This is a genomic window from Flavobacterium sp. PL11 (genome assembly GCF_035985025.1).
Classification (GTDB): Bacteria; Bacteroidota; Bacteroidia; order Flavobacteriales; family Flavobacteriaceae; genus Flavobacterium.
In genome coordinates this window covers 1-21,173 of record NZ_JAXCIA010000021.1, presented here as the reverse complement: position 1 = coordinate 21,173, position 21,173 = coordinate 1, and the positions used below count along the sequence as shown (strand labels likewise).

Below are 21,173 nucleotides of genomic sequence, written 5' to 3'. Positions count from 1 at the left end.
TATGCCAAAAGTAATTTATATCGAAGCAGAAGGAAAAACACATGAAATTGAGCTTCCTTTAGGAGCAACTTTTATGGAAGGAGCTGTTCAAAATGATGTTAAGGGAATTATTGCTGAATGTGGTGGCTCTTGCATGTGTGCAACTTGCCATGTTTATGTTGATGATGCGTTTTTAGATTTACTTCCAGAAATGGAAGAGGAAGAAGACGAAATGCTTGAGGGCACAACTGCTGAACGAACTGCAAACAGTCGGTTAGGATGTCAAGTAAGAGCCTCAAAAACTTTAGACGGAATAATTTTAAGAATACCAAAAGAGAAATGAAAAAGCGAGTTGTCATAATAGGTGCGGGACACGGTGGTGTTCAGGCAGCTTCTACTTTTAGGGAAGAAGGTTTTGAAGGCGAAATTATCATGATTTCTGACGAATTAGATGCGCCTTATCAAAAACCACCTCTATCAAAGGGTTATTTGCAAGGAAAGCAAAATGCACAGGCGATTTTATTCCGATCTGAAAATTATTATAATGACAACGCAATAGATTTAAAATTGGGTGTTCGTGTGGCAAAAATTCATTCAGAAAAGAATGAGATACAACTTTCCGATGGTGCAGCTATAAAATACGATTATCTTATTATTGCCACAGGAGCGTGTAATAGACGTCTTCGTTTTAACGGACAAATGGCTGAAAATGTGTACTATTTACGCAATTTTTCAGATGCCAAAATGATAGAAGAAAAAATTAATCCTGCTCAGCATATTGTGATTATTGGAGGAGGTTTTATCGGTCTTGAACTGGCGGCTTTAGCGGTAGAAAAAAATAAAAAAGTTACGGTAATTGAAACCGAAGACCGACTCATGAAAAGGGTTTTACCCGAAGCATTATCGAAAGTTTTTTATGAAACGCATGTAGCACATGGTGTCGAAATGATTCTTGGTGTTTCTGTAGTGAATATTATTGATGGTAAAAAGATAAAATTAAGCAATGGAAATGAAATTGATGCCGATTTAATTTTAGCGGGAATTGGCGTTATTGTGGAGTCGGAACTGACTGAAAATTCTGGGGTGTTGTTTGATAACGGAATTGTAGTTAACCCGTTTCAGCAAACCAATATTGAAAATATTTACGCCATTGGCGACTGTGCAAATCACTATAATCCTTTTGCAAAGAAAAGTTTGCGATTAGAGTCCGTGCAAAATGCAGTCGATCAAGCTAAAGTTGCTGCGGCACATATTATTGATAAACCCTTTGAGTACAATACGGTTCCGTGGTTTTGGACCAATCAATACCATCTAAAATTACAAATGGCAGGTATCAGTTTTGGTTTTGATGAAGGAATAATTCGTCAATCGCCTAAACCAGAATGTTTTTCTGTGTACTATTTTAAAGAAGAAAAATTAATTGGCGTAGATTCCTTAAATCGTCCCGCAGACCACTTGAACGCTAGAAAGTTATTGACTGCTGGTATTTCTCCATCAAAAATGGAAGTTGCTGATTTTGAATTTAATTTGAATGGGTTGTTGGTTTAATTACCCTTTGAAAGCAATGTTGTTAAAAAAGGAGAAACAAATACTTTCTAATAATAACCTGTTTTTTGTAACTTTGTGAATTAGCTAAATATAAATTATGAATATTCCAAAATATCAGTTAAATGCAGAACAAGATTTAACTGTTTTTAATTTTGTTAGCGAAGGGCCAAAGGGTAGAGTTGTAAAATTAATTGAAATAAAAGAAACAAATTTAAAAGATTTTTACAATTTAGCATTTGGAGATAAAGATGAAAAAACTGGAAAAATAAATGACGCTATTGTTACAAATAATAATGATACTGAAAAAGTTTTAGCAACAGTTGTTTCAGCTGTTTATGCTTTTACAAATATAAATCCGGAAGCATGGGTTTACGCAACTGGAAGTACAGAATCAAGAACAAGATTATACAGAATGGGAATAAATAAATTTTTGAGTGAAGTAGAAAATGATTTTGAAATTTATGGGGAATTAGGAAATAATTGGTGTGTCTATGAGAAAGGTACAGATTTTGAAGGTTTTGTAGTTAAAAGGAAAAATATTTAAAAAAAAAATAGTATGACATTAGAGGAATTGAATAAAAGAAAAACTCCGATTGTAATAATTGACAAATCTTTGGAAAAATACAAAAATATAGTTTTGTTTCCTGAAAAATTAGCTAGAGCAAATGATGTATTGAAAAGAATTGGATTACCAAAACTTCCTAAATAGAGCTACTATCTGCCAAAAGCATTTAGAATTAATGGCGACAACTTTGCTAATTCCAAATTATTCTGCGCTAAAATTTTTTTTATGGTCCGAAAGTTAATAATTACAAAGTCCGTCACTTGTTACAACTTTAGGACGTGAATTCTACCTATACTTTTATCCACGAATGAAACGAATCTGCACCAATTCAGTATTTTTAAAAACCTAATTTCAGTAATTTTTGAAAAACTCTCACAATTTCTAATAATCTAAATTCGTATTTTTAGTGAAATTCGTGGCAAAAATTTTTAAAAGTATTTCTTTACCATAAACTTCCATCATTCTTTCTGAATAATAGTATTCCTATATTGATTAGGCGAAAATCCAGTTTGCTTTTTGAACAATCTCGAAAAGTAGGCTGGGTCTTTAAAATTTAATAAGTAGGCTATTTCAGAAATAGAGTGCGAGGTGTACACTAAATACTTTTTAGCTTCAGTAATACTATAATCGTGTATAACTTGCAATGCTGATTTTTGCACTAATGCGTTGCAAACTCGATTGAGGTGTACAGGTGTTATTCGTAAGTCATCCGCGTATTCTTTGACAAGTTTAGTTTTAGGTAATGTTTTTTTTATACCTTTTTGAAAAGCATGAAAATACGTTAATGTTCTGTTGTTTGGGCCTTTATTTTCATTTTCAAATGTGTTTAAGTTATGCAGTTCAATAAAAAATAATTGAAATAAAGATTGTAAGCACAATTGCTTATATTGTTTGTTTTCGGCTATTTCATTTACTATTTTGTTTTTTAAAAACAGTAAATCATTTAATATATCATTGTTTTCTTTGGTAAAACTATATTGTTTTACTTTATTTAATTCTAATAATATCAAAGGCGAATTAGCAAATATTGTTTCAATAAAATGGTCGGATATCGTAAGCACTTCCCCAATCACATCTGACTGAAATTCAAATCCATGGAACGTATTTGTTGGGATAATTAAAATACAAGGAGCTTCTAATTTTATTTTATTATTATCTTGAATTAGCAATCCTTCACCAGCAGATATTATAAATATTTGGAATAAATCAGTATGAAGATGCTCATTTATCTCCCAATTATAAAGTTTGCTTCTTGTCGCTAATAATTCATGATGAACAAAGTTTCCTAGCTCATGTGAGTTATTGTCGCCATACAATCCTTTGTAATTAAGAAGGTTTTTTTTCATTTCGTTTTTTCTTAAAGCAATACTACTTATTTTTTTTGACTAAAAATAGTAAATTGTTCGTTTTGTGCAAGTATGTTTGTTTTTAATCCAAATGTAAACGGCAGAATTCCACTAAATTTGTAACAGTAGATTTTCATAAATTATAAAAAGCAATAGTATGATAGAAAGTAACGATTCATTATTAGATATTGAAGTGCAGCCGTCAAAGTTAGACATTGGTTATACTTCTACGATTTTACGTTCTCCAACAAAGCCAATGATACTTTTGAAAAAGTCTATTGCCGAACGTACAAGTCCGTTATTTCATGACTTTAATTTGGGTATTTTAGACCATGATTTAACCAAGAATTCGATTAGAAACGGAGAGCCGATTGGAGAAAGAATAGTGGTACACGGAACCGTTAGAAATGAAAAAGGAGAGCCTATTCCTAATACAATTCTAGAAATTTGGCAAGCCAACGCAGCGGGTCGTTATGTACACAAAATAGACCAACACAATGCTCCGTTAGACCCTAATTTTTTAGGAACAGGACGGTGTAGAACCGATGAACACGGCAATTATAAATTTTATACGATAAAACCAGGGGCTTATCCTTGGGGAAATCACCACAATGCTTGGAGACCTAACCACATTCATTTTTCGCTCTTTGGAAACCAAATTATAAGCCGTTTGGTAACACAAATGTATTTTCCGGGCGATCCTTTATTAGAATATGACCCTATTTATAAAGCTGTAAAAGCGAAAGGTCGCGAATTGTTAATTTCAAAGTTTGATTTAGAGATTACCGAACCAAATTACGCTTTGGGATATCGTTTTGATATTGTATTAAGAGGAAGTCAAGCAACACCATTCGAAAATAGATAAGAAATTATGAGCGCAAAAATGTTACAAACACCGTCACAAACTGTAGGACCTTATTTTGCTTATGGACTTACTCCAAAACAATATGGTTATGATTTTAAAAATTTGAGTACAAATATTTTAGAATCTGTTCCTGAAGGAAAAGAAATTATCACAATTAAAGGGAAAATATTTGATGGAGAAAATAAAGTAATTCCAGATGCTATGATAGAATTATGGCAAAACGACGGAGAGCATAATTTTTTTGGTAGATTTGGTACTGGTTCAGAGAGCGATAGTCACTTTGCTTTTCAAACCATAAAACCAAATTCAGTTGATGGACAAGCCCCTTTTGTTACTTTGATAGTCTTCATGCGAGGACAATTGATTCACTCGTACACTCGTGTTTATTTTTCAGATGAAACAGAATTAAACAGGCAAGATTTTGTTTTAAATTCAGTTCCAGCAGAAAGACAACAGACAATTATTGCTCAAAAGAAAGGCTCTTGCTATGTATTTAATATTTACATGCAAGGCAAAAACGAAACTGTATTTTTTGAAATCTAAAATATTCGTTCTATTTTAATTATTTACTATGAGTTTATATTCCCAATTGTTTTATTCTAATGAAATTCAGGAATTGTTTACCGATTCACAATCGATTCGTAAAATGTTACAAGTTGAATCGGCATTGGCGCAAGCACAAGCTCATAACAATTTGTTTGCAAAATCGATTTCAGATGCTATATCGGCTGTTTGTTCCAATGGAGAAATTGATATTGACCAATTGAAAAATGACATTCCATTAGGCGGAAGTGCAGCTATTCCTTTAGTAAAACAATTGACGCGAAAAGTGGCTTTCGTTAATGAAGAAGCGGCGAAATATGTTCATTTTGGTGCCACAAGTCAAGATATTGTTGATACGGCTTTAGTATTGCAAATTCAAGAATTTTTAACTTGGATTAATGCAAAAACTATTGTTTTAGAAAAACAATTAGTTGCGCTAACAAGAGAACACCAAAAAACAATTATGATAGGTCGAACGTTGTTGCAACATGCTAAACCAACGACTTTTGGTTATAAAACCGCAGCATGGTTAACCGCAATTTCAAGAAGTAAGGAGCGAATACTTGAAGTTCAAAAAAGAGTTGAAGTAGTGCAGTTATCTGGCGCGGTAGGAAATGGAAATCAAGCGATATCCACTCGAATCCAGGACGAATTTGCTCAAATTTTGAATTTAAAGACAGGTTTTTCTTGGCATTCAAATCGTGATAATTTTGCTGAATTAGGAAGCGTTTTAAGTATTTTGGGAGGAGGTTTAGGCAAGATTGCTAAAGATATTTCTTTGCTTATGCAAACTGAAGTAGCTGAAGTTTTTGAAGGTGCTGCTGAAGGAAAAGGCGGTTCTAGTACGATGCCTCATAAAAGAAATCCAGTGGTTTGTGCTGCCATTTTAGCAAATACCAATAGACTACCTCATTTAGCCGCAACATTACTTTCGGCTTTACCGCAAGAACATGAACGTTCCGTAGGTTTGTGGCATTCTGAATGGGAAGTTTTAGTTGAAATCATGCAACTTACAGCGGGTTCAGTCGAAAAAAGCATCGCTTTATTAGCTGGATTAGAAGTGAATAAAGACAGAATGCTTGCCAATTTAGAATTGACTAACGGACTTATTTATGCTGAAAATGTAAGTTTGGCTTTAACCAAAAAAATAGGAAAAGCTGCTTCGCATGAATTGATAGAAAAAGCTTGTAAAAAGGCTATCATTGAAAATCGGCATTTAAAATCAATTATTCTTGAGCTAAATACAGACCTTTCAGATATAGACGATTTATTTAATCCTAAAAATTCGATTGGATTAAGTATAGAATTAATAAATCAACTTTTAGAAAAATACTAAATTTTTGGGCTTAAATAATCAGCCGAACGACAAAATATAAAATGAAAACAAACTATAAATTATCAGGAACGCCGAACAGTCCGGTTTTAGTTTTTTCTAATTCATTAGGAACTGACATGAGCATGTGGGATGAAGTAATTCACCATTTGTTGCCTTATTTCCAAATATTGCAATATGATACGCGTGGTCTTGGCAAAAGCCAAATTACAACAGAGCCTTACACCATCCAATTATTAGGTCAAGATGTGATTGATTTATTAGATACTTTGAATATAGAAAAAGCTCATTTTTGTGGACTCTCGATGGGCGGCTTAATAGGGCAATGGTTGGCAATCCATCATTCTGAACGTTTTCCAAAAATAATTTTGTCCAATACCGCTGCTAAAATTGGGAATGCCGAAGGTTGGAATTCTCGAATAGAAACCATCCAAAAATCAGGATTAGAATTTATTGCAGCCGCTACAATGGAGTGCTGGTTTACTGCTGATTTTATAGCTAAAAACGCAAAGCGTGTCGCCGAAACGCATCAAATGTTTATTGCTACCGATGTTTTAGGTTACTCAAACTGTTGCGAAGCCATTAGAGATGCTGATTTTACAGAAGATTTACATAAAATAAAATCAAAAATTTTAGTTATTGCAGGAAATGAAGATACAGTAACTACAATTGAAGACGCAGAATTTTTAGTAAATAAAATTCCGGAATCGGCGATCAGTATTCTTCCCGCGAGACATTTATCATCCACAGAATTACCAGAAAAATTCGCTAAAGTTTTAATTGAATTTATTGTGGGTGAATCAACTTTCGATAAAGGAATGCATGTTAGACGCACTGTTTTAGGGAATGTACATGTGGATAAGGCGAGCCAAAATATAAATGAATTTAATGGCGAGTTCCAAGAATTTATTTCCAATTATGCTTGGGGTGAAATTTGGACACGTCCCGGATTATCAAAACACAATAGGAGCTTAATTACTATCGCAATGCTGATTGCTTTGAATCGAAAAGCAGAGTTGCAAATGCACATAAAAGCCGCTTTTAATAATGGTGTTTCCAAAGCTGAAATTAAAGAGGTACTCATGCAATCTGCATTATATTGTGGTTTACCAGCTGCTAATGATGCGATTCATACTGCAGAAGATGTTTTTAAAGAAATGAAAATTTAAAGTATAAAGAAATGATAAAAATTAAAACACAAGTTGGAATTATTGGCGCAGGACCTGCAGGATTGACATTAGCAAACTGGTTAAGAAAGCAAGGGATTTCAGCTGTAATTTTAGAAAACCGCAGTAGAGCTTATATTGAATCCAGAGTTCGTGCGGGTTTATTAGAGCAAAACACAGTAGATATCTTAGAAAATTTAGGAATTGCTGATAGACTTAAAAAAGAAGGATTGCGACACGAAGGTGTAAATTTAAGCTTTAATGGAGATCGTATTCGAGTGCCTTTTGGAGAACTTACCGAAGGTCGGAATATAACTATTTACGGACAGCAAGAGGTGGTCAAAGACCTTACGAATGCTTGGCTTGATGGTAGAGGCGAATTATATTTTGAAGCCAACGCAACTAAAATTGAAGACATTGAATCAGATAATCCCAAAATTTATTTTGAACATGGAGGCGAAGAATCCGTTTTAGAATGTGATTTCGTTGCTGCGTGTGATGGTTTTCACGGTTTGGGTCGCAAAACAATGCCAAAGGATTCGTATAATGAGTTTACGGTAACGTATCCTTTTAGTTGGTTGGGAATATTAGCGAATGTTGCTCCTTCATCGGAGGAATTAATTTATGCGTATCACGAAAATGGATTTGCATTAAGCAGTTCTCGTTCGGAATCTGTCAGTCGACTTTACATTCAATGTAAAAATGATGACAAAGTAGAAAACTGGACCGACGATCAAATTTGGGACGAACTCGAAATACGTTTGGGAACGCCAGGTTGGGAACTAAAAAGAGGTCCTATTTTTGAAAAAGGAATCACACCCATGCGAAGCTATTTTATTGATAATATGCAAAAAGGCAGATTATTTCTAGCAGGCGATGCAGCACATATTGTTCCGCCAACAGGGGGAAAAGGACTGAATTTGGCTATCGCTGATGTCAAACATTTAGTAGATGGATTTACGGCTTTTTATAAAGATGGAAACACAACTGAATTAGATTCATATTCAGAAACAGCTTTAAAAAGAATTTGGCGTGCCCAAGATTTCTCTAATTTTATGACCACTTTATTTCATAAACATGAAGAACATGGTTCATTTGGCTACCAATTGCAAAAAGCAAAATTTGATTATATCAAAAGATCGAAAGCATACAGAACAACTATATCTGAAAATTATGTAGGAATGCCATTTGAGGCTTTCGAATAATATTTTACACATTTGAAGAACATAATTTTATTTTAATTAGTACAACATAAAATGAAACAAGTACCTATAGTAGATTTACATACTGCCGCAGAAATGGTTAAAGAAGGAGATACATTACTTCAAGGAGGTTTTGGTATGACTGGAAATCCAGTTCATTTGATGCATGCACTCGCTGAAATTGGAACTAAAAACCTCACTTTTATAGGAAACAATACGGGCGAAGCAGGAATTGGTGGCGGTCGATTATTACGAAATGGCCAGATAAAAAAAATGATAGGTTCTTTTTTTACTTCTAATCCTGACGCAGTCAAAGCTGCTCAAACGGGAGCCGTAGATTATGAGCTATTACCGCAAGGAACACTAGCCGAAGCAATAAGAGCTGGCGGAGCAGGAATTGGAGGTTTTTACACACCTACTTCTGCGGGAACTTTAATTGCAACGGGAAGAGAAACGAAAATCATTGATGGCGAAGAACAGGTTTTTATTAAAGGAATTCGTGGTAATGTAGCTTTTATTCGTGCTTGGAGAGCAGATACCGCCGGGAATTTGCAATACAGAATGACCGAAAATAATTTCAACAAAGCGATGGCAACAGCGGCAGATTTAGTAATTGCCGAAGTAGAAGAAATTATTCCAGTTGGCGAAATATTACCTGAATTTGTTCATACTCCAGGTTGTTTTGTTGATTATTTAGTAGAAGCTAAAATTACACTAGAGGATTTGGGAAGTTCTGCATCAGTTTCTATTTCTAAAAAAGTGGATGAAAGCCGAATGAATATGGCAAGACGTGCTTTAAAAGAATTAAAAAAAGGAGATGTTGTCAATTTAGGAATTGGAATACCAACTCTAGTTGCAGATTTAATTACAGATGAACACGGAATAATTTTACATACTGAAAACGGTATGCTTGGCGTAGGACCCGTTCCTACTGATGGTGGTGGCGCTATGGATTATCCCGTAAATGCTGGAAAAATTCCAGTTACTGCACTCAAAGGAAGTAGTTATTTTGATAGTGCTGATTCCTTCGCTATGATTCGCGGCGGTCATGTCGATATTGCTATCATGGGAGGTTTAGAAGTTGATGAAGTTGCAGATTTAGCGAATTGGGCCGTTCCTGGAAAGCCTTTGTTGGGTGTTGGTGGTGCTATGGATTTAGCAAAAGGAGCAAAACGATTAATTATCACTATGACACATTCTAACCCCGATGGTTCTGCTAAAGTGGTTCCAAAATGTGTTTTACCGCTAACTGCTTCTGGAGTTGTCGATTTAATAATTACTGATCTGGCTGTTTTTTCGTTTATCGAAGGAAAGTTAACCCTAATCGAAATTATGCCGGGAAGTTCTCTCGAAGAAATACGGTCTAAAACAACTGCTCATTTTATTGAAAAACTAAATTAGTAAAAATATGAACCAATCCTATATAATAGATGCAATCCGAACTCCAATTGGGAGTTTTGGAGGAAGTTTATCCACTCTTAGAGCCGATGATTTAGCAGCTTTAACCATTCGAGAATTAGTAAAACGCAATCCAAATATACCTGTCGAAATGATTGACGAAGTGATTCTTGGAAATCACAATCAGGCAGGAGAAGACAATAGAAATGTGGCACGAATGGCTTCATTACTAGCAGGTTTACCATTTACTGTTCCTGCTCAAACGGTAAATCGTCTATGTGCTTCGGGAATGTCAGCTATTATTGATGCTTCAAGAAGTATCCAAGTTGGAGATGCTGATATCATGATTGCAGGCGGGATGGAACACATGACAAGAAGTCCTTGGGTGATTTCTAAAACTTCAAAACCTTTTGGAAATGATGCTCAAATGTATGATTCAAGTTTTGGATGGCGTTTTGTGAATCCAAAAATGCAATCCATGTACGGAACAGATCCTATGGGAGTTACTGCCGAAAACTTAGTAGAACTTTATAAAATAAGTAGAGAAGATCAGGATTTATTTGCTTTTCATTCACAACAGAAAGCATTTACAGCGCAGCAAAACGGTCGTTTGGCAGAAGAAATTATTCCAATTGAACTTATTGATAAAAAAGGAAATATTACAGTATTTGGTAAAGATGAATTTGTAAAGGGTAATACTACTCTTGAAAAACTAGCGACTTTAAGAGCCGCTTTCAAAAGAGAAAATGGAACAGTTACTGCAGGAAATTCTTCTGGATTGAATGATGGTTCGGCAGCTTTATACTTAGCTTCAGAAGAGGCGATAAAAAAATATAATTTAATTCCTAAAGCTAGAATTGTAGCTTCGGCAGTTGTGGGAGTTGAGCCTCGTTTAATGGGAATTGGCCCAGTAGGAGCGACTCAAAAAGCGCTTAAAAAAGCAGGACTTACATTAGATGATATTGATATTATAGAGTTAAATGAAGCCTTTGCAGCGCAATCGCTAGCGTGTTCTAGAGCTTTAGGTTTGGCAGATAATGACGTAAGAATTAATCCTAATGGTGGCGCTATTGCCTTTGGTCATCCACTTGGAATGTCTGGAACTCGCATTATTCAAACTGCTACTATCGAACTTCAAAAGCAAAATAAAAGATATGCACTTTGTACCATGTGCATTGGAGTAGGAATGGGTTATGCTGTTATTATTGAAAATGTGCATATTAGATAGAAATTGGCCGAAAGTCTTTCCAATACCGCAAATAAGACGTTGTATTGACGAATATAATAATCCTATGAAATTTATTAAGTTTAATAGGATTTTTTTAGCATTATTTAATAAAGCCATTCACATCCTAGTACTCTAATATTTGTAGGTTTTTGAATTAAACATAACCTTTTATTGCTACAATATTTAAGGAATACAAAGTAATATTATTTCACTATTTTTTTTTAAAGCCATTTCAATTGCTTTTTCAACAAGAGACTCCATTACTTTATAGCCTGTTTTATTAGGATGAACCCCATCAGCAGAGTAATTTATATTTAATCCTTGTTTTTCATCCACCATAGACGAATAATAATCGACATAGATTAAATCATTTTTGAAAGCGTAATTTTTAAGAAGTTCGTTTAAAGTTTTTATTTTTCTGACAGGTTCTTGATTGGGTTTCCATGGAAAATCAAAAGCTGGTAATACGGAACATAGGATGACTTTAATATGGTTTGCCTTTGCTAGTTCTATCATAGAGAAAATATTATCTCGAATCATTTCAATGCTGGAAGGACCAGTATTTCCCGCAATGTCATTAATTCCAGCTAATAGTACTACCGCTGTTGGCTGCAATGCAATAACATCAACTCTAAATCTAACAAGCATTTGAGGCGTTGTTTGTCCGCTGATTCCACGATTGATATAGGATTTTCCCAAAAAATAATCAGGGTCAATCACACTCCAAAATTCGGTGATAGAATCTCCCATAAATACAATTCTTTTTTCGCCAACAATAGGACGCTGCAGTTGCGCATTTTGAATTTCATATTTATTTAAATTAGCCCAATCTTGCGCTTGAATGTTGCCTGCCATAATGAAAAGTAGTAATTTATAATAATATTTAGATAAAAGTGAGATCATATGCATTTTGATAATTGTATAAAATGGTTCTCATGATTTTGCAAATCAAACATATCTAATGAATCAGTTGTAAAAACACTAATATATATTTTAATTTTCATTTGACTAATTATTTTACGTATAACGGCACTTTATTTTTACAATGTAGTAATTTGTATCACATATTCATTTCTGCGTAGAATTTTTCATTAAGTGAATTTTCTTTTATAGTGAGCGAAGTTCGATGATTAAAAGTAGAACGTTTTTATAGCATTATACGAGATACAATAGTAAATTATAATAATTTCAATACGTATTCGCAACATTGCAAACTTTACTTTTGGCAATCTAATTATAATTTAGCCAGTTGCATGAGAAAAGTTTTAATCCTTTAATGCCAGCAATTAAACAACAAAAAAATGATTAAAATTGTTTTTAAATTTTCGTTAAAAAATTACTATTTAGAAATCTTTACTTATTAATTAAACTAAATTTGAAGATAATACATAACAAAATCTCTTGTAAATTTTAGACAAAAAACAAATGTTTACCTCTTACTTTAATTTAAACTTAAAATAAATTATTATCACTACATTAAAAACTACAACATTATGAAAAGAAATGCAACAGCAGTATGGCAAGGTTCTCTAAAAGAAGGAAACGGAAAACTTACAACACAAAGCACAACGCTTAACGATACCCAGTATTCCTTTAAATCTCGATTTGAAGAAGGTGTTGGTACAAATCCAGAAGAATTAATAGCAGCGGCACATGCAGGATGTTTTACTATGCAATTATCAGCGTATTTAAGCGAGGAAGGTTTTGAAATTGAGAGTATTGAATCAAAATGTGATATAGATTTAGTAGATGGCGCTATCGTTACCTCTCACTTAACTATTTCGGCTAAAATAAAAGATATAACAGACGAAGTTTTTCAACAACACGTATCTAAAGCAGAAAAAAATTGTCCAATTTCAAAGGTTCTTAATGCAGCAATTTCAACAGCTGCCACTTTAGTTTCTTAATCAAATATAATTTATAAAAGGGGCTAGTTTTATTTAAAAAACTAGCCCTTTTTTTCTTTTCATTTTACTTTTTTTTAATCAAATAAATCAGAAGACAAGTATCGGTCGCCTCTATCACAAATAATGGCGACAATCACTCCGCAGTCTAACGTGCTTGCTATTTTAATTGCTGCAGCTACTGATCCACCGCTACTCATTCCAGCAAAAATTCCTTCTTCAAGTGCTAAACGTTTTGTCATGGCACGTGCTTCTTGTTCAGAAACTTCAATAAGCGTGTCTACTTTTGAGGCATCATAAATTTTTGGAAGGTACGCTGTTGGCCATTTTCTAATTCCGGGTATTTGTGAACCATCGCTGGGTTGTGCTCCTACAATTTGAATCGATGAGTTCATTTCTTTTAAGTAAGTGGAAGTTCCCACAATAGTTCCAGTTGTTCCCATAGCTGCTACAAAATGAGTAATAGTTCCATCAGTATCATTCCAAACTTCTGGACCTGTAGTTTTATAATGCGCCTTCCAGTTATCATCATTAGCAAACTGATTTAACATAATATAACCGCCTTCCGCCACTTTTTTATCTGCATAATCTCTTGAACCTATTATTCCTGTGCTTGCAGGTGTCAAAATAACAGTTGCGCCATAGGCTCGCATTGTTTGTGTACGCTCTTTTGTAGAATTCTCAGGAAGTATTAATTCAATTTCTATATCGAATAATTGTGCAATCATAGCCAGTGCAATACCTGTATTACCACTTGTGGCTTCAATTAATTTATCACCTTTCTTAATTTCTCCTCGATCTAAGGCAGATTTTATCATGTTGTAAGCCGCGCGGTCTTTTATACTTCCGCCAGGATTATTGCCTTCTAGTTTTAAAAAAAGTTTTACATTTTTATTTGGAACTAAATTTACTGATTCTACCATTGGAGTGTTACCAATTAGATCAACTATTTTTTGAGATATCATGTTAGTTTTTTTGATGTGTTTTAATCGCTACAACTTTATTATATGTAGTAGTTGAGCAGTTATATTTTTTTTATTGTCGCTAGAAAGAAATTTTTTTAGCAACAACAATACGAAGTATTAATGATGATTAAAAGATTACTGTAGATTACGGACGATAGTTTAAAACTGCAAACAAAGGTATTGAACTATTTTTAATTATTTATTTCGAAAGTAGAAAGGGGATGTGTTTATTTCATTAGTTTTCATTAAAATTGTTATTAATTTACTTCAAAAATATTTTCGCTTACTCAAACCGGATCATCAATTAAAAAATACATCAGTAGATCTAATTTATATTGCCATAAAAAAAATATTTATGAAGAAAAATACTTTTATCAGTGATCTCTCAAAAAAGGAATTTCCTATTGCAGATAAAATTTCTGCAAAAACAGTACGGGATCCTATTTTTACTTTAATCAAAATGGACTATCCAGATTTTGATGAAAATCAATTTCTCTCTATCACAGAACTTAATATGTATCGCGAGAAATATATTTCTAATTATCTGTCTGTTGAAATAAATGAGCTATCCAATCTAGAAAACAAGGTTATTGGATCGTTAAAAGAAGATGTTTCGTTGGTGAATTCTGTTGAAGATGAAATAGGATTTAGAACCTTTGGATAAAAAATAGCTGATAAAGTAGCAGCTTTTGGCGGAAGTTGGAAATTTATTATACTTTTTGGGATATTTATTTTGCTTTGGATTTTGGCTAATATTTATATTCTTGTCAACAAAGGGTTTGATCCCTATCCATTTATTTTATTGAATTTAATTCTGTCTTGTTTAGCAGCTCTTAAAGCTCCAGTGATCATGATGAGCCAAAATCGTCAAGAAGAGAAAGACCGGGAACGAGCAAAGAAGGATTATATGATTAATCTAAAATCAGAACTTGAAATTAGAATGCTTCATGAAAAATTAGATCATTTAATTATGCATCAACAAGAGGAGTTAATCGAAATTCAAAAAGTTCAAATCGACATGATGAATGATATTTTGACTAGAATGAAATAATAAAAATAAGTTTCAGCTTTCAGTAATGTTTGTAAATATAACCAGCTATCATAATTATTCCGTTTAAAATAGCGGAAGCAAAAATCAAATTTCTGAAGTTTTTATTATTTTGGATAAAACTTAAAGCTAAAATTCCTAAGAACAAAAAAGTGGTTAATAGTGCGGGGTACATTTTAAATGAACCAGAAAAATCGCCTTGACATAACAATACAAAACTGCGCTGAAAACCACAGCCTAAACATTCAATTCCAAAGAGTGTTTTGCTGAAACAAGGAAACATATATTTTTCTATATCCATTGTTTTTATTTTATACAATTTTACGCAATTTTAAGAACAATAGAAATAATAAATAAATAATTTTATTTGATTACTTTTGAATCTTAATATTCCAAAATGAAAAAAATTTTAATTTTTGTTGTTATAGTTGCTATTATAGCTGGATTATATCAGCAAGTAAATATTGAAATACATCTGTATATTAAAGTTTTTGCATTTATACTTTTTATGATTGGAATGATGCAGCTGAGTGCTAAAACGCCGAGTAAAAATCAAAATAAAGACGACGAAAATGTTTAATAAAGGAGATAAAGTTCTAGTACTTGACGAGGATATGAATGGTGTGGTATTATCTATAAAAGATAATCAAGTTACTATTGAAACTGCTGATGGCTTTGTAATGACTTTTGATGGTAAAGAATTACTTAAAGTTGACAACTCTAGCAATTTAATGGATTCTATAAGACGTATTAATATTGCTGAAATTGCCAAAGAAAAGGAAATTCCTAAAGCCCGTAGTTTTGTAAAAGAAAAGAAATCTAAACACGAAATTCCACCTCCTGAATTTGATTTACATATAGAAAAACTAGTACCTAATAAGCGCGGAATGTCTAATTATGATATTCTTACCTTACAAACCGATACCGCTAAACGCCATATTGAATTTGCGATTAGAAATAGGATTCCCAAAATTGTATTTATTCACGGTGTAGGTGAAGGCGTCTTAAAGTCGGAGTTAGACTTCTTACTTGGTCGCTATGATAACATTGATTTTAAAGAAGGAAACTATCAAAAATATGGTCAAGGGGCTACAGAAGTTTTTATTAAGCAAAGTGCTATGTAATTGTTTAGTCTCTGAAAAAAAGAAAGTCCTATTTCCAATGAATTTATAAACATTCATTTGAAATAAGACTTTTGTAGCAATTAGAAATTTTTATTCAATTTACAAGAATGAAGTCTGATTAATTTGTGGTTAATAATTCGCCATAGAGGTAATTATCACCTAAGAGAAAATCGCTATTTCCTTTCTTTAATTTTGCTTTTTTGATAACTATCGTATGCTTAAATGCATTGCCGTTAGCCGTTGTTGTCACCTCAATAATTCCTGATGCATTAATAACGCCTGCTGCGGCAATCCATTCTTCATTAACTAAAGGAGTCGCTGGAAATGTAGTATTACAAAAATAATCATCTGTCAACAAACCTGAGAATAATCTATAAGTTAGTTTGTTTTTAGTATCACTTATAAGTCCTGTACGTGGCGTATTTAATGGTGTAGCCGTATTTACAATTAAACTAGGATCGATGTCTAAGATAAGCGCTTCACTACTGTTTTTATCATATAATCGTTTAGACGTAGGACATTGTTTCAATACTTTAGTAAAATTAAAAGGCAACGCTGTTGTGCTGATCACATAGTCGCCAAAGATAAAAGTTTCATAAACTTGTGTCCCATTCGTTTTGCTAAAAGTGATGTTTCTAAAGGTTATATTGTGGTTGTAACCTGTAATTTTAGAGCTATTATCTGCTTCATTATTTGTTTTTACTGCGGTGGTATTAATAATGATTTTTCCACCTGTTGCGGTCCATTGATCTGTAACTACAGGATTTGCTGGTGGAATCAATTCACAAATAGTAGCTGAAGCCACTAGATTATTAAAAAAGCGATAGACAACTCGATTTGATCCAGTGATGTCAAGAGTTTGAGAAAGTGTTTCTGTTGGAAATGTAATGTTACTTGTTTCAAAAATAAGCGCTTCATTCTCTTTAATTTTGTACAAAAGTGAATTTGAATTACATTTTTGAATTTTTACAGTATCAAAACTTATATTTTCTTGCGTAAGATCTCCATCATCGCAAGCATTTATAAACAATGCGAAAATTACTAAACTTATTATTTTTTTCATTTTTATCAAATTTCAAACAAAAATAGAATTTTTAATTTGTTCTCAATAGTTTCCAGTTTAAAAAACCTCCATTTAAAATTAATTACAATTTTAAATTTTTTCATCTTCAGAAATTCAAAATATTTTTATGATGTAGTACGCATTCTCAAAGCCAACTGAAAAGAGTATCTTTGCATCAATTTAAAACGATTTATGCCAGTTAATAAATATTATTCGGCTGCTTTTTTAGCATTTGTCATTTGGGGTTTTTTTAGTTTTGCTTTAAAACCATTACACCATTATCCCTCATTAGATATTTTATTTTACCGCGTTTTTTTAAGCGTAATCACAATGATTTTGATCAATTTGATTTTTAGAAGAAGTGTGATAAGAAGAGATTTTACTTATTTTAAAAATAGTTCCTTGAAACAGAAAAGAAATATAGCGATATTGACAGTAGGAGGTGGGCTATTTCTTATCTCTAATTGGTTTGTTTTTATATATGTTGTGAACCATGTTAGTGTAAAGGCCGCTTCTTTAGCGTATTTGATCTGTCCTATTCTCACAACAGTTTTTGCTTATTTTCTTTTAAAAGAAAAGCTTAGTATTTGGCAGTGGAGTGCTGTAATAATTAGTTTGTTTAGCTGTATTTTACTATCATTTGGTCATTTTCAAGATATTTTCTTTAGTCTTGTGGTTGCTGCAACATACGCTATGTATTTAGTGAGTCAAAGAAAAAACAGCCAAATGGATAAATTTTTGGTCCTCACTATTCAATTGCTTTTTGCAGCCTTGGTTTTACTTCCATTTTATCCTAATTACAGTGGTGCAATCCCCGCTGAACCTCTATTTTATAGTTGCATGTTTTTTATAGTTATATTTTTTACAATTATTCCACTGTTTTTAAATCTTTACGCGCTCAAGGGTATTAATTCTTCAGCAGTTGGAATTATGATTTACATCAATCCCATAATTACTTTTATAATTGCAATTTTATACTATAATGAGCAAGTAACATCTCTTCAAATATTTTCATATCTATTAATATTGCTTTCAGTAATTATTTTTAATGAAAGAATCTTATTTCCAAAAAAGTTAAAAGCCGTTTAAGTATTAAATAATTTTTCTGCAGACCTAAAAAAAGAAAATAAATGAAAAATATATATCTTGATAATGCATCTACAACGGCAATTCGTCCCGAAGTTGTGCAAGTAATGACAAAAATACTTATTGAAGATTATGGAAATCCATCATCAACGCATAGTTTAGGACGTAAATCCAAAAGTATTTTAGAGCTATCAAGAAAATCAATTGCACAGAGTGTAAATGCTATCGCTTCTGAAATTATATTTACTTCTTGTGGCACCGAAGCCAATAATTGGATTCTTCGATCAGCGGTAAAGGATTTAAATGTGCAACGTATTATCACTTGCAAAATGGAACATCATGCTGTTTTATATGCGGCCTTAATTTTAGAGAAAGAATATGCAATCCAAATTGACTACGTAAAGGTAAAAACATCAGGAGAAATTGATTTGACACATCTAGTTGAATTACTTTCTCAGGAAAAGAAAACATTAGTTAGTTTAATGCACGTCAATAATGAAACAGGAACTATTTTAGATTTAGAGCGAGTAGGGCGTATTTGTAAAGAGCATGGAGCCTTATTTCATTCAGATACGGTGCAATCAGTTGGAAAAACAGCGATAAATTTAAAGGATTTAAATATAGATTTTATTGTGGCCAGTGCTCATAAATTTCATGGTCCTAAAGGCGTTGGGTTTGCATTCATACGTAAAAATTCTGGATTACAACCGTTATTTTTTGGTGGCGAACAAGAGAAAGGTTTACGCGCGGGAACAGAAGCCTTACACCAAGTTGCAGGAATGGCTAAAGCATTAGAGTTATCATATAGCAGTTTAGAGCAAGAGCAAAATCACATTTCTGATTTAAAAAAATATTTAATTTCGCAATTAGCATTAGAATTTCCAAACTATAAAATAAACGGTAGCAAGGATGGGTTTTACACCATTTTAAATGTTTTGTTGCCATTCACTCATGAAAAAACCGCTATGATTTTATTTCATTTGGATATGAAGGGAATTGCTGTTTCAAGGGGAAGCGCATGTCAATCAGGGAGTGTAAAGCCTTCACACGTTTTAGCAGAGATTTTATCTGACGAGGATTTGTTAAAACCAAGTTTGCGCATTTCTTTTAGTTATTGTAATACTAAAGAAGATATCGACGTACTCATTGAAGCATTAAAAACTATTTAAAAAACTAGAATCTTATCCTTCATATAATCGCAACCTATTGTTTAAAATTAAAACTTGATTTTGCAAGGTTTCCATTTTATGCAATAGGTTAAAGACTACATCAATGCCTTCAATGTTTACATCTAAATCTTTGTGAATACGAATCATTTTATCAATTTTATAGATAGCTTTCGTTTCTACATACGAAATTGTTTCAATTGTTTTGATCTCAACTAAACCCATCTCATCAAGAGTAGTGAAAAAAGCTATTTCTATTTGGTAATGAGAGCATAAATCAGGGATCGAGATTAAATTATCTAAATTCATGAGTTTTTTAATTTAGCGAGTTGTGTAAATAATTCTTTTTCTTTTTCCGAAAGTGTCGTGGGGATTTCTATTTGATAGGTAATAAATAAATCTCCAAACTGACCTTCTTTTTTATAAACTGGAAATCCCTTTCCTTTTAGCTTTACTTTTATTCCGTTTTGAGTTCCTGGTTTTACGGTTAGTTTTACTTTTCCATCAAAGGTGTCAGCGGTAATTTCTCCACCTAAAATAGCAGTATATAAATCTAAATCTACGGTGGTGTAAAGATTGTGTTTGTCTAATTTAAAATCGCTATTATTTTCGATCAAAAAGGTAATATATAAATCACCTTTAGGACCATTATTTACTCCGTCGCCACCTAACCCACTGATCTTTATTTGCTGTCCGTTTTCTACTCCTGCAGGAATTGTGATCCGAATATTTTTTCCGTTAATGGTGAGTGTTTTTTTTTGCGTGGTAAATACATCCTTTAAATCTAATTGTAATTCAGCATTAAAATCTTGTCCTTTATATTGCGTATTTCTGCGACCACCTCCTGAGGATTGACCACCAAACATAGATTCAAAAAAATCAGAAAAATCACCACCACCTGCAAAATCTTGTTGTTGACTAGCGTTTTGATATTGTTGTTGCTGTTTTGATTGTTCATACTGTTCAGCATGCTGCCAATTTTCACCGTATTTGTCGTACTTTTTTCGGTTTTCTATATTACTTAATACTTCGTTAGCTTCATTTATTTCTTTAAATTTACTTTCAGCGATTTTATCATTTGGATTTAAATCAGGATGGTATTTTCGAGCGAGCTTTCTGTATGCTTTTTTAATTTCGCTTTCAGTTACTTTCTTATCAATTTCCAGAATTTTATAATAGTCTATAAATGCCATCTATATCGTGTTAAGTTGATGTTGTTTTTGAATTATTAAAAGTAAATAATAATACTTTTAGCAAATACTGTAATTTTTTTATTATATAGTGGTTGCAAATATATTAGTTGGTTTTTTAATTATCATATACAAAAAAAGTATAGTTGCTAAATCGGATGTAACCAAATTTAATCATTTAATATAGCATAACTGCATCATATTAATCTTTTTACAAATAAATATTTAGAAGAAAATATTATTGCTATTTTTTACCACGTAAGCCTTGTAAGTTTCAAATATAATCTTTTATAATTTTGGCTAGTTATAAGTTTATTGATCAGTTATCAACATAAAAGCAAACAAACAACGACAGCGTATATGCTGCTCCCCAAAAAACGTACAACTTTTTGTGTGAATTTAAGATAGGATTAAAAACCTTAAATTAGCAGAATTATGTCAAGAACAAGAAGAG

23 protein-coding genes and 1 pseudogene are annotated in these 21,173 nt (G+C 32.6%); 17 read left to right on the top strand and 7 right to left on the bottom strand.

The annotated features are described in order from the left end of the window. The first annotated feature begins 1 nt into the window (after position 1). From RCH18_RS11650 to RCH18_RS11635, 4 genes are all read left to right on the top strand, one after another. Positions 2-322 carry a 2Fe-2S iron-sulfur cluster-binding protein gene (locus RCH18_RS11650; RefSeq protein WP_326936931.1) on the top strand — a complete coding sequence of 107 codons (321 nt, stop codon included), beginning with the start codon at positions 2-4 and terminating at the stop codon, positions 320-322. Beyond that, the gene (locus RCH18_RS11645) at positions 319-1,527 is read left to right on the top strand and encodes an NAD(P)/FAD-dependent oxidoreductase (protein WP_326936930.1); all 1,209 of its coding nucleotides are present in this window, start codon (positions 319-321) and stop codon (positions 1,525-1,527) included. The genes RCH18_RS11650 and RCH18_RS11645 overlap by 4 nt, the downstream gene beginning before the upstream one ends. Positions 1,528-1,624: 97 nt before the next feature. Then, entirely contained in the window at positions 1,625-2,071 is a 447-nt protein-coding gene (locus RCH18_RS11640) for a DUF6934 family protein (RefSeq protein WP_326936929.1), read from the top strand. Between the two features lie 12 nt (positions 2,072-2,083). Next, a complete protein-coding gene (locus tag RCH18_RS11635; protein WP_326936928.1) occupies positions 2,084-2,236 on the top strand; it encodes a hypothetical protein in 153 nt (50 codons plus the stop codon). A gap of 314 nt (positions 2,237-2,550) precedes the next feature. On the opposite strand, the gene RCH18_RS11630 is transcribed toward RCH18_RS11635, so the two are convergent. Next, a complete protein-coding gene (locus tag RCH18_RS11630; RefSeq protein ID WP_326936927.1) occupies positions 2,551-3,438 on the bottom strand; it encodes a helix-turn-helix domain-containing protein in 888 nt (295 codons plus the stop codon). Between the two features lie 157 nt (positions 3,439-3,595). Here RCH18_RS11630 and pcaH point away from each other — a divergent pair, with 157 nt between their 5' ends. From pcaH to pcaF, 7 genes are read left to right on the top strand one after another with little or no spacing between them, the layout of a single operon-like run. After that, positions 3,596-4,303 carry a protocatechuate 3,4-dioxygenase subunit beta gene (gene pcaH / locus RCH18_RS11625; protein ID WP_326936926.1) on the top strand — a complete coding sequence of 236 codons (708 nt, stop codon included), beginning with the start codon at positions 3,596-3,598 and terminating at the stop codon, positions 4,301-4,303. A gap of 6 nt (positions 4,304-4,309) precedes the next feature. Further along, complete coding sequence (gene pcaG, locus RCH18_RS11620) at positions 4,310-4,846, top strand: protocatechuate 3,4-dioxygenase subunit alpha (RefSeq protein WP_326936925.1); 537 nt, start codon at positions 4,310-4,312, stop codon at positions 4,844-4,846. Between the two features lie 28 nt (positions 4,847-4,874). Next, entirely contained in the window at positions 4,875-6,182 is a 1,308-nt protein-coding gene (gene pcaB / locus RCH18_RS11615) for a 3-carboxy-cis,cis-muconate cycloisomerase (RefSeq protein ID WP_326936924.1), read from the top strand. Between the two features lie 41 nt (positions 6,183-6,223). Further along, complete coding sequence (pcaDC, locus tag RCH18_RS11610; RefSeq protein WP_326936923.1) at positions 6,224-7,348, top strand: bifunctional 3-oxoadipate enol-lactonase/4-carboxymuconolactone decarboxylase PcaDC; 1,125 nt, start codon at positions 6,224-6,226, stop codon at positions 7,346-7,348. Between the two features lie 11 nt (positions 7,349-7,359). Beyond that, positions 7,360-8,550 (top strand): 4-hydroxybenzoate 3-monooxygenase, encoded by a 1,191-nt coding sequence (locus tag RCH18_RS11605; RefSeq protein ID WP_326936922.1) that lies wholly within the window; start codon positions 7,360-7,362, stop codon positions 8,548-8,550. 51 nt (positions 8,551-8,601) lie between these two features. Next, positions 8,602-9,948 (top strand): 3-oxoacid CoA-transferase, encoded by a 1,347-nt coding sequence (locus RCH18_RS11600; RefSeq protein WP_326936921.1) that lies wholly within the window; start codon positions 8,602-8,604, stop codon positions 9,946-9,948. Between the two features lie 7 nt (positions 9,949-9,955). Continuing rightward, positions 9,956-11,173 carry a 3-oxoadipyl-CoA thiolase gene (pcaF, locus tag RCH18_RS11595; RefSeq protein WP_326936920.1) on the top strand — a complete coding sequence of 406 codons (1,218 nt, stop codon included), beginning with the start codon at positions 9,956-9,958 and terminating at the stop codon, positions 11,171-11,173. 183 nt (positions 11,174-11,356) lie between these two features. Here pcaF and RCH18_RS11590 read toward each other — a convergent pair whose 3' ends face one another. Beyond that, positions 11,357-12,028 carry an SGNH/GDSL hydrolase family protein gene (locus RCH18_RS11590; RefSeq protein ID WP_326936919.1) on the bottom strand — a complete coding sequence of 224 codons (672 nt, stop codon included), beginning with the start codon at positions 12,026-12,028 and terminating at the stop codon, positions 11,357-11,359. 638 nt (positions 12,029-12,666) lie between these two features. Between RCH18_RS11590 and RCH18_RS11585 the strand changes: the two genes are divergently transcribed. Continuing rightward, positions 12,667-13,080, top strand: a complete 414-nt coding sequence (locus RCH18_RS11585; protein WP_326936918.1) for an OsmC family protein — start codon at positions 12,667-12,669, stop codon at positions 13,078-13,080. A gap of 74 nt (positions 13,081-13,154) precedes the next feature. On the opposite strand, the gene cysM is transcribed toward RCH18_RS11585, so the two are convergent. Then, positions 13,155-14,042, bottom strand: coding sequence for a cysteine synthase CysM (gene cysM / locus RCH18_RS11580; protein ID WP_326936917.1), 888 nt, complete (start codon positions 14,040-14,042; stop codon positions 13,155-13,157). Between the two features lie 355 nt (positions 14,043-14,397). On the opposite strand from cysM, the pseudogene RCH18_RS11575 reads away from it, so the two are divergent. Further along, positions 14,398-15,093: pseudogene (locus RCH18_RS11575) on the top strand (DUF1003 domain-containing protein). A 19-nt stretch (positions 15,094-15,112) separates the two neighbouring features. Here RCH18_RS11575 and RCH18_RS11570 read toward each other — a convergent pair. Then, positions 15,113-15,391: a DUF2752 domain-containing protein gene (locus RCH18_RS11570; RefSeq protein ID WP_326936916.1), complete on the bottom strand. Its 279-nt coding sequence runs from the start codon at positions 15,389-15,391 to the stop codon at positions 15,113-15,115. Between the two features lie 96 nt (positions 15,392-15,487). Between RCH18_RS11570 and RCH18_RS11565 the strand changes: the two genes are divergently transcribed. Further along, positions 15,488-15,670 carry a hypothetical protein gene (locus RCH18_RS11565; RefSeq protein WP_326936915.1) on the top strand — a complete coding sequence of 61 codons (183 nt, stop codon included), beginning with the start codon at positions 15,488-15,490 and terminating at the stop codon, positions 15,668-15,670. Then, complete coding sequence (locus RCH18_RS11560) at positions 15,663-16,214, top strand: Smr/MutS family protein (RefSeq protein WP_326936914.1); 552 nt, start codon at positions 15,663-15,665, stop codon at positions 16,212-16,214. Before RCH18_RS11565 ends, RCH18_RS11560 begins: the two co-directional genes overlap by 8 nt. Before the next feature lie 118 nt (positions 16,215-16,332). Here the strand turns inward: RCH18_RS11560 and RCH18_RS11555 are convergent, their stop codons facing one another. Beyond that, on the bottom strand, positions 16,333-17,277 hold the full coding sequence (locus RCH18_RS11555; protein WP_326936913.1) for a hypothetical protein: 945 nt from the start codon (positions 17,275-17,277) through the stop codon (positions 16,333-16,335). A gap of 192 nt (positions 17,278-17,469) precedes the next feature. Between RCH18_RS11555 and RCH18_RS11550 the strand changes: the two genes are divergently transcribed. Together RCH18_RS11550 and RCH18_RS11545 are read left to right on the top strand one after the other, a co-directional pair. Next, positions 17,470-18,366, top strand: a complete 897-nt coding sequence (locus RCH18_RS11550) for an EamA family transporter (RefSeq protein WP_326936912.1) — start codon at positions 17,470-17,472, stop codon at positions 18,364-18,366. A 41-nt stretch (positions 18,367-18,407) separates the two neighbouring features. Beyond that, positions 18,408-19,532, top strand: coding sequence for a cysteine desulfurase family protein (locus RCH18_RS11545; protein ID WP_326936911.1), 1,125 nt, complete (start codon positions 18,408-18,410; stop codon positions 19,530-19,532). A 12-nt stretch (positions 19,533-19,544) separates the two neighbouring features. Here RCH18_RS11545 and RCH18_RS11540 read toward each other — a convergent pair whose 3' ends face one another. Beyond that, entirely contained in the window at positions 19,545-19,838 is a 294-nt protein-coding gene (locus tag RCH18_RS11540) for a chaperone modulator CbpM (RefSeq protein WP_326936910.1), read from the bottom strand. Beyond that, entirely contained in the window at positions 19,835-20,722 is an 888-nt protein-coding gene (locus tag RCH18_RS11535; protein ID WP_326936909.1) for a J domain-containing protein, read from the bottom strand. The genes RCH18_RS11540 and RCH18_RS11535 overlap by 4 nt, the downstream gene beginning before the upstream one ends. Between the last annotated feature and the right edge of the window lie 451 nt (positions 20,723-21,173).

Excerpts from the sequence above, each read along its gene's own strand:
- RCH18_RS11650 (WP_326936931.1), top strand. The coding sequence starts at position 2 with ATGCCAAAAGTAATTTATATCGAAGCAGAAGGAAAAACACATGAAATT.
- RCH18_RS11645 (WP_326936930.1), top strand. The coding sequence starts at position 319 with ATGAAAAAGCGAGTTGTCATAATAGGTGCGGGACACGGTGGTGTTCAG.
- RCH18_RS11640 (WP_326936929.1), top strand. The coding sequence starts at position 1,625 with ATGAATATTCCAAAATATCAGTTAAATGCAGAACAAGATTTAACTGTT.
- RCH18_RS11635 (WP_326936928.1), top strand. The coding sequence starts at position 2,084 with ATGACATTAGAGGAATTGAATAAAAGAAAAACTCCGATTGTAATAATT.
- RCH18_RS11630 (WP_326936927.1), bottom strand. The coding sequence starts at position 3,438 with ATGAAAAAAAACCTTCTTAATTACAAAGGATTGTATGGCGACAATAAC.
- pcaH (WP_326936926.1), top strand. The coding sequence starts at position 3,596 with ATGATAGAAAGTAACGATTCATTATTAGATATTGAAGTGCAGCCGTCA.
- pcaG (WP_326936925.1), top strand. The coding sequence starts at position 4,310 with ATGAGCGCAAAAATGTTACAAACACCGTCACAAACTGTAGGACCTTAT.
- pcaB (WP_326936924.1), top strand. The coding sequence starts at position 4,875 with ATGAGTTTATATTCCCAATTGTTTTATTCTAATGAAATTCAGGAATTG.
- pcaDC (WP_326936923.1), top strand. The coding sequence starts at position 6,224 with ATGAAAACAAACTATAAATTATCAGGAACGCCGAACAGTCCGGTTTTA.
- RCH18_RS11605 (WP_326936922.1), top strand. The coding sequence starts at position 7,360 with ATGATAAAAATTAAAACACAAGTTGGAATTATTGGCGCAGGACCTGCA.
- RCH18_RS11600 (WP_326936921.1), top strand. The coding sequence starts at position 8,602 with ATGAAACAAGTACCTATAGTAGATTTACATACTGCCGCAGAAATGGTT.
- pcaF (WP_326936920.1), top strand. The coding sequence starts at position 9,956 with ATGAACCAATCCTATATAATAGATGCAATCCGAACTCCAATTGGGAGT.
- RCH18_RS11590 (WP_326936919.1), bottom strand. The coding sequence starts at position 12,028 with ATGGCAGGCAACATTCAAGCGCAAGATTGGGCTAATTTAAATAAATAT.
- RCH18_RS11585 (WP_326936918.1), top strand. The coding sequence starts at position 12,667 with ATGAAAAGAAATGCAACAGCAGTATGGCAAGGTTCTCTAAAAGAAGGA.
- cysM (WP_326936917.1), bottom strand. The coding sequence starts at position 14,042 with ATGATATCTCAAAAAATAGTTGATCTAATTGGTAACACTCCAATGGTA.
- RCH18_RS11570 (WP_326936916.1), bottom strand. The coding sequence starts at position 15,391 with ATGGATATAGAAAAATATATGTTTCCTTGTTTCAGCAAAACACTCTTT.
- RCH18_RS11565 (WP_326936915.1), top strand. The coding sequence starts at position 15,488 with ATGAAAAAAATTTTAATTTTTGTTGTTATAGTTGCTATTATAGCTGGA.
- RCH18_RS11560 (WP_326936914.1), top strand. The coding sequence starts at position 15,663 with ATGTTTAATAAAGGAGATAAAGTTCTAGTACTTGACGAGGATATGAAT.
- RCH18_RS11555 (WP_326936913.1), bottom strand. The coding sequence starts at position 17,277 with ATGAAAAAAATAATAAGTTTAGTAATTTTCGCATTGTTTATAAATGCT.
- RCH18_RS11550 (WP_326936912.1), top strand. The coding sequence starts at position 17,470 with ATGCCAGTTAATAAATATTATTCGGCTGCTTTTTTAGCATTTGTCATT.
- RCH18_RS11545 (WP_326936911.1), top strand. The coding sequence starts at position 18,408 with ATGAAAAATATATATCTTGATAATGCATCTACAACGGCAATTCGTCCC.
- RCH18_RS11540 (WP_326936910.1), bottom strand. The coding sequence starts at position 19,838 with ATGAATTTAGATAATTTAATCTCGATCCCTGATTTATGCTCTCATTAC.
- RCH18_RS11535 (WP_326936909.1), bottom strand. The coding sequence starts at position 20,722 with ATGGCATTTATAGACTATTATAAAATTCTGGAAATTGATAAGAAAGTA.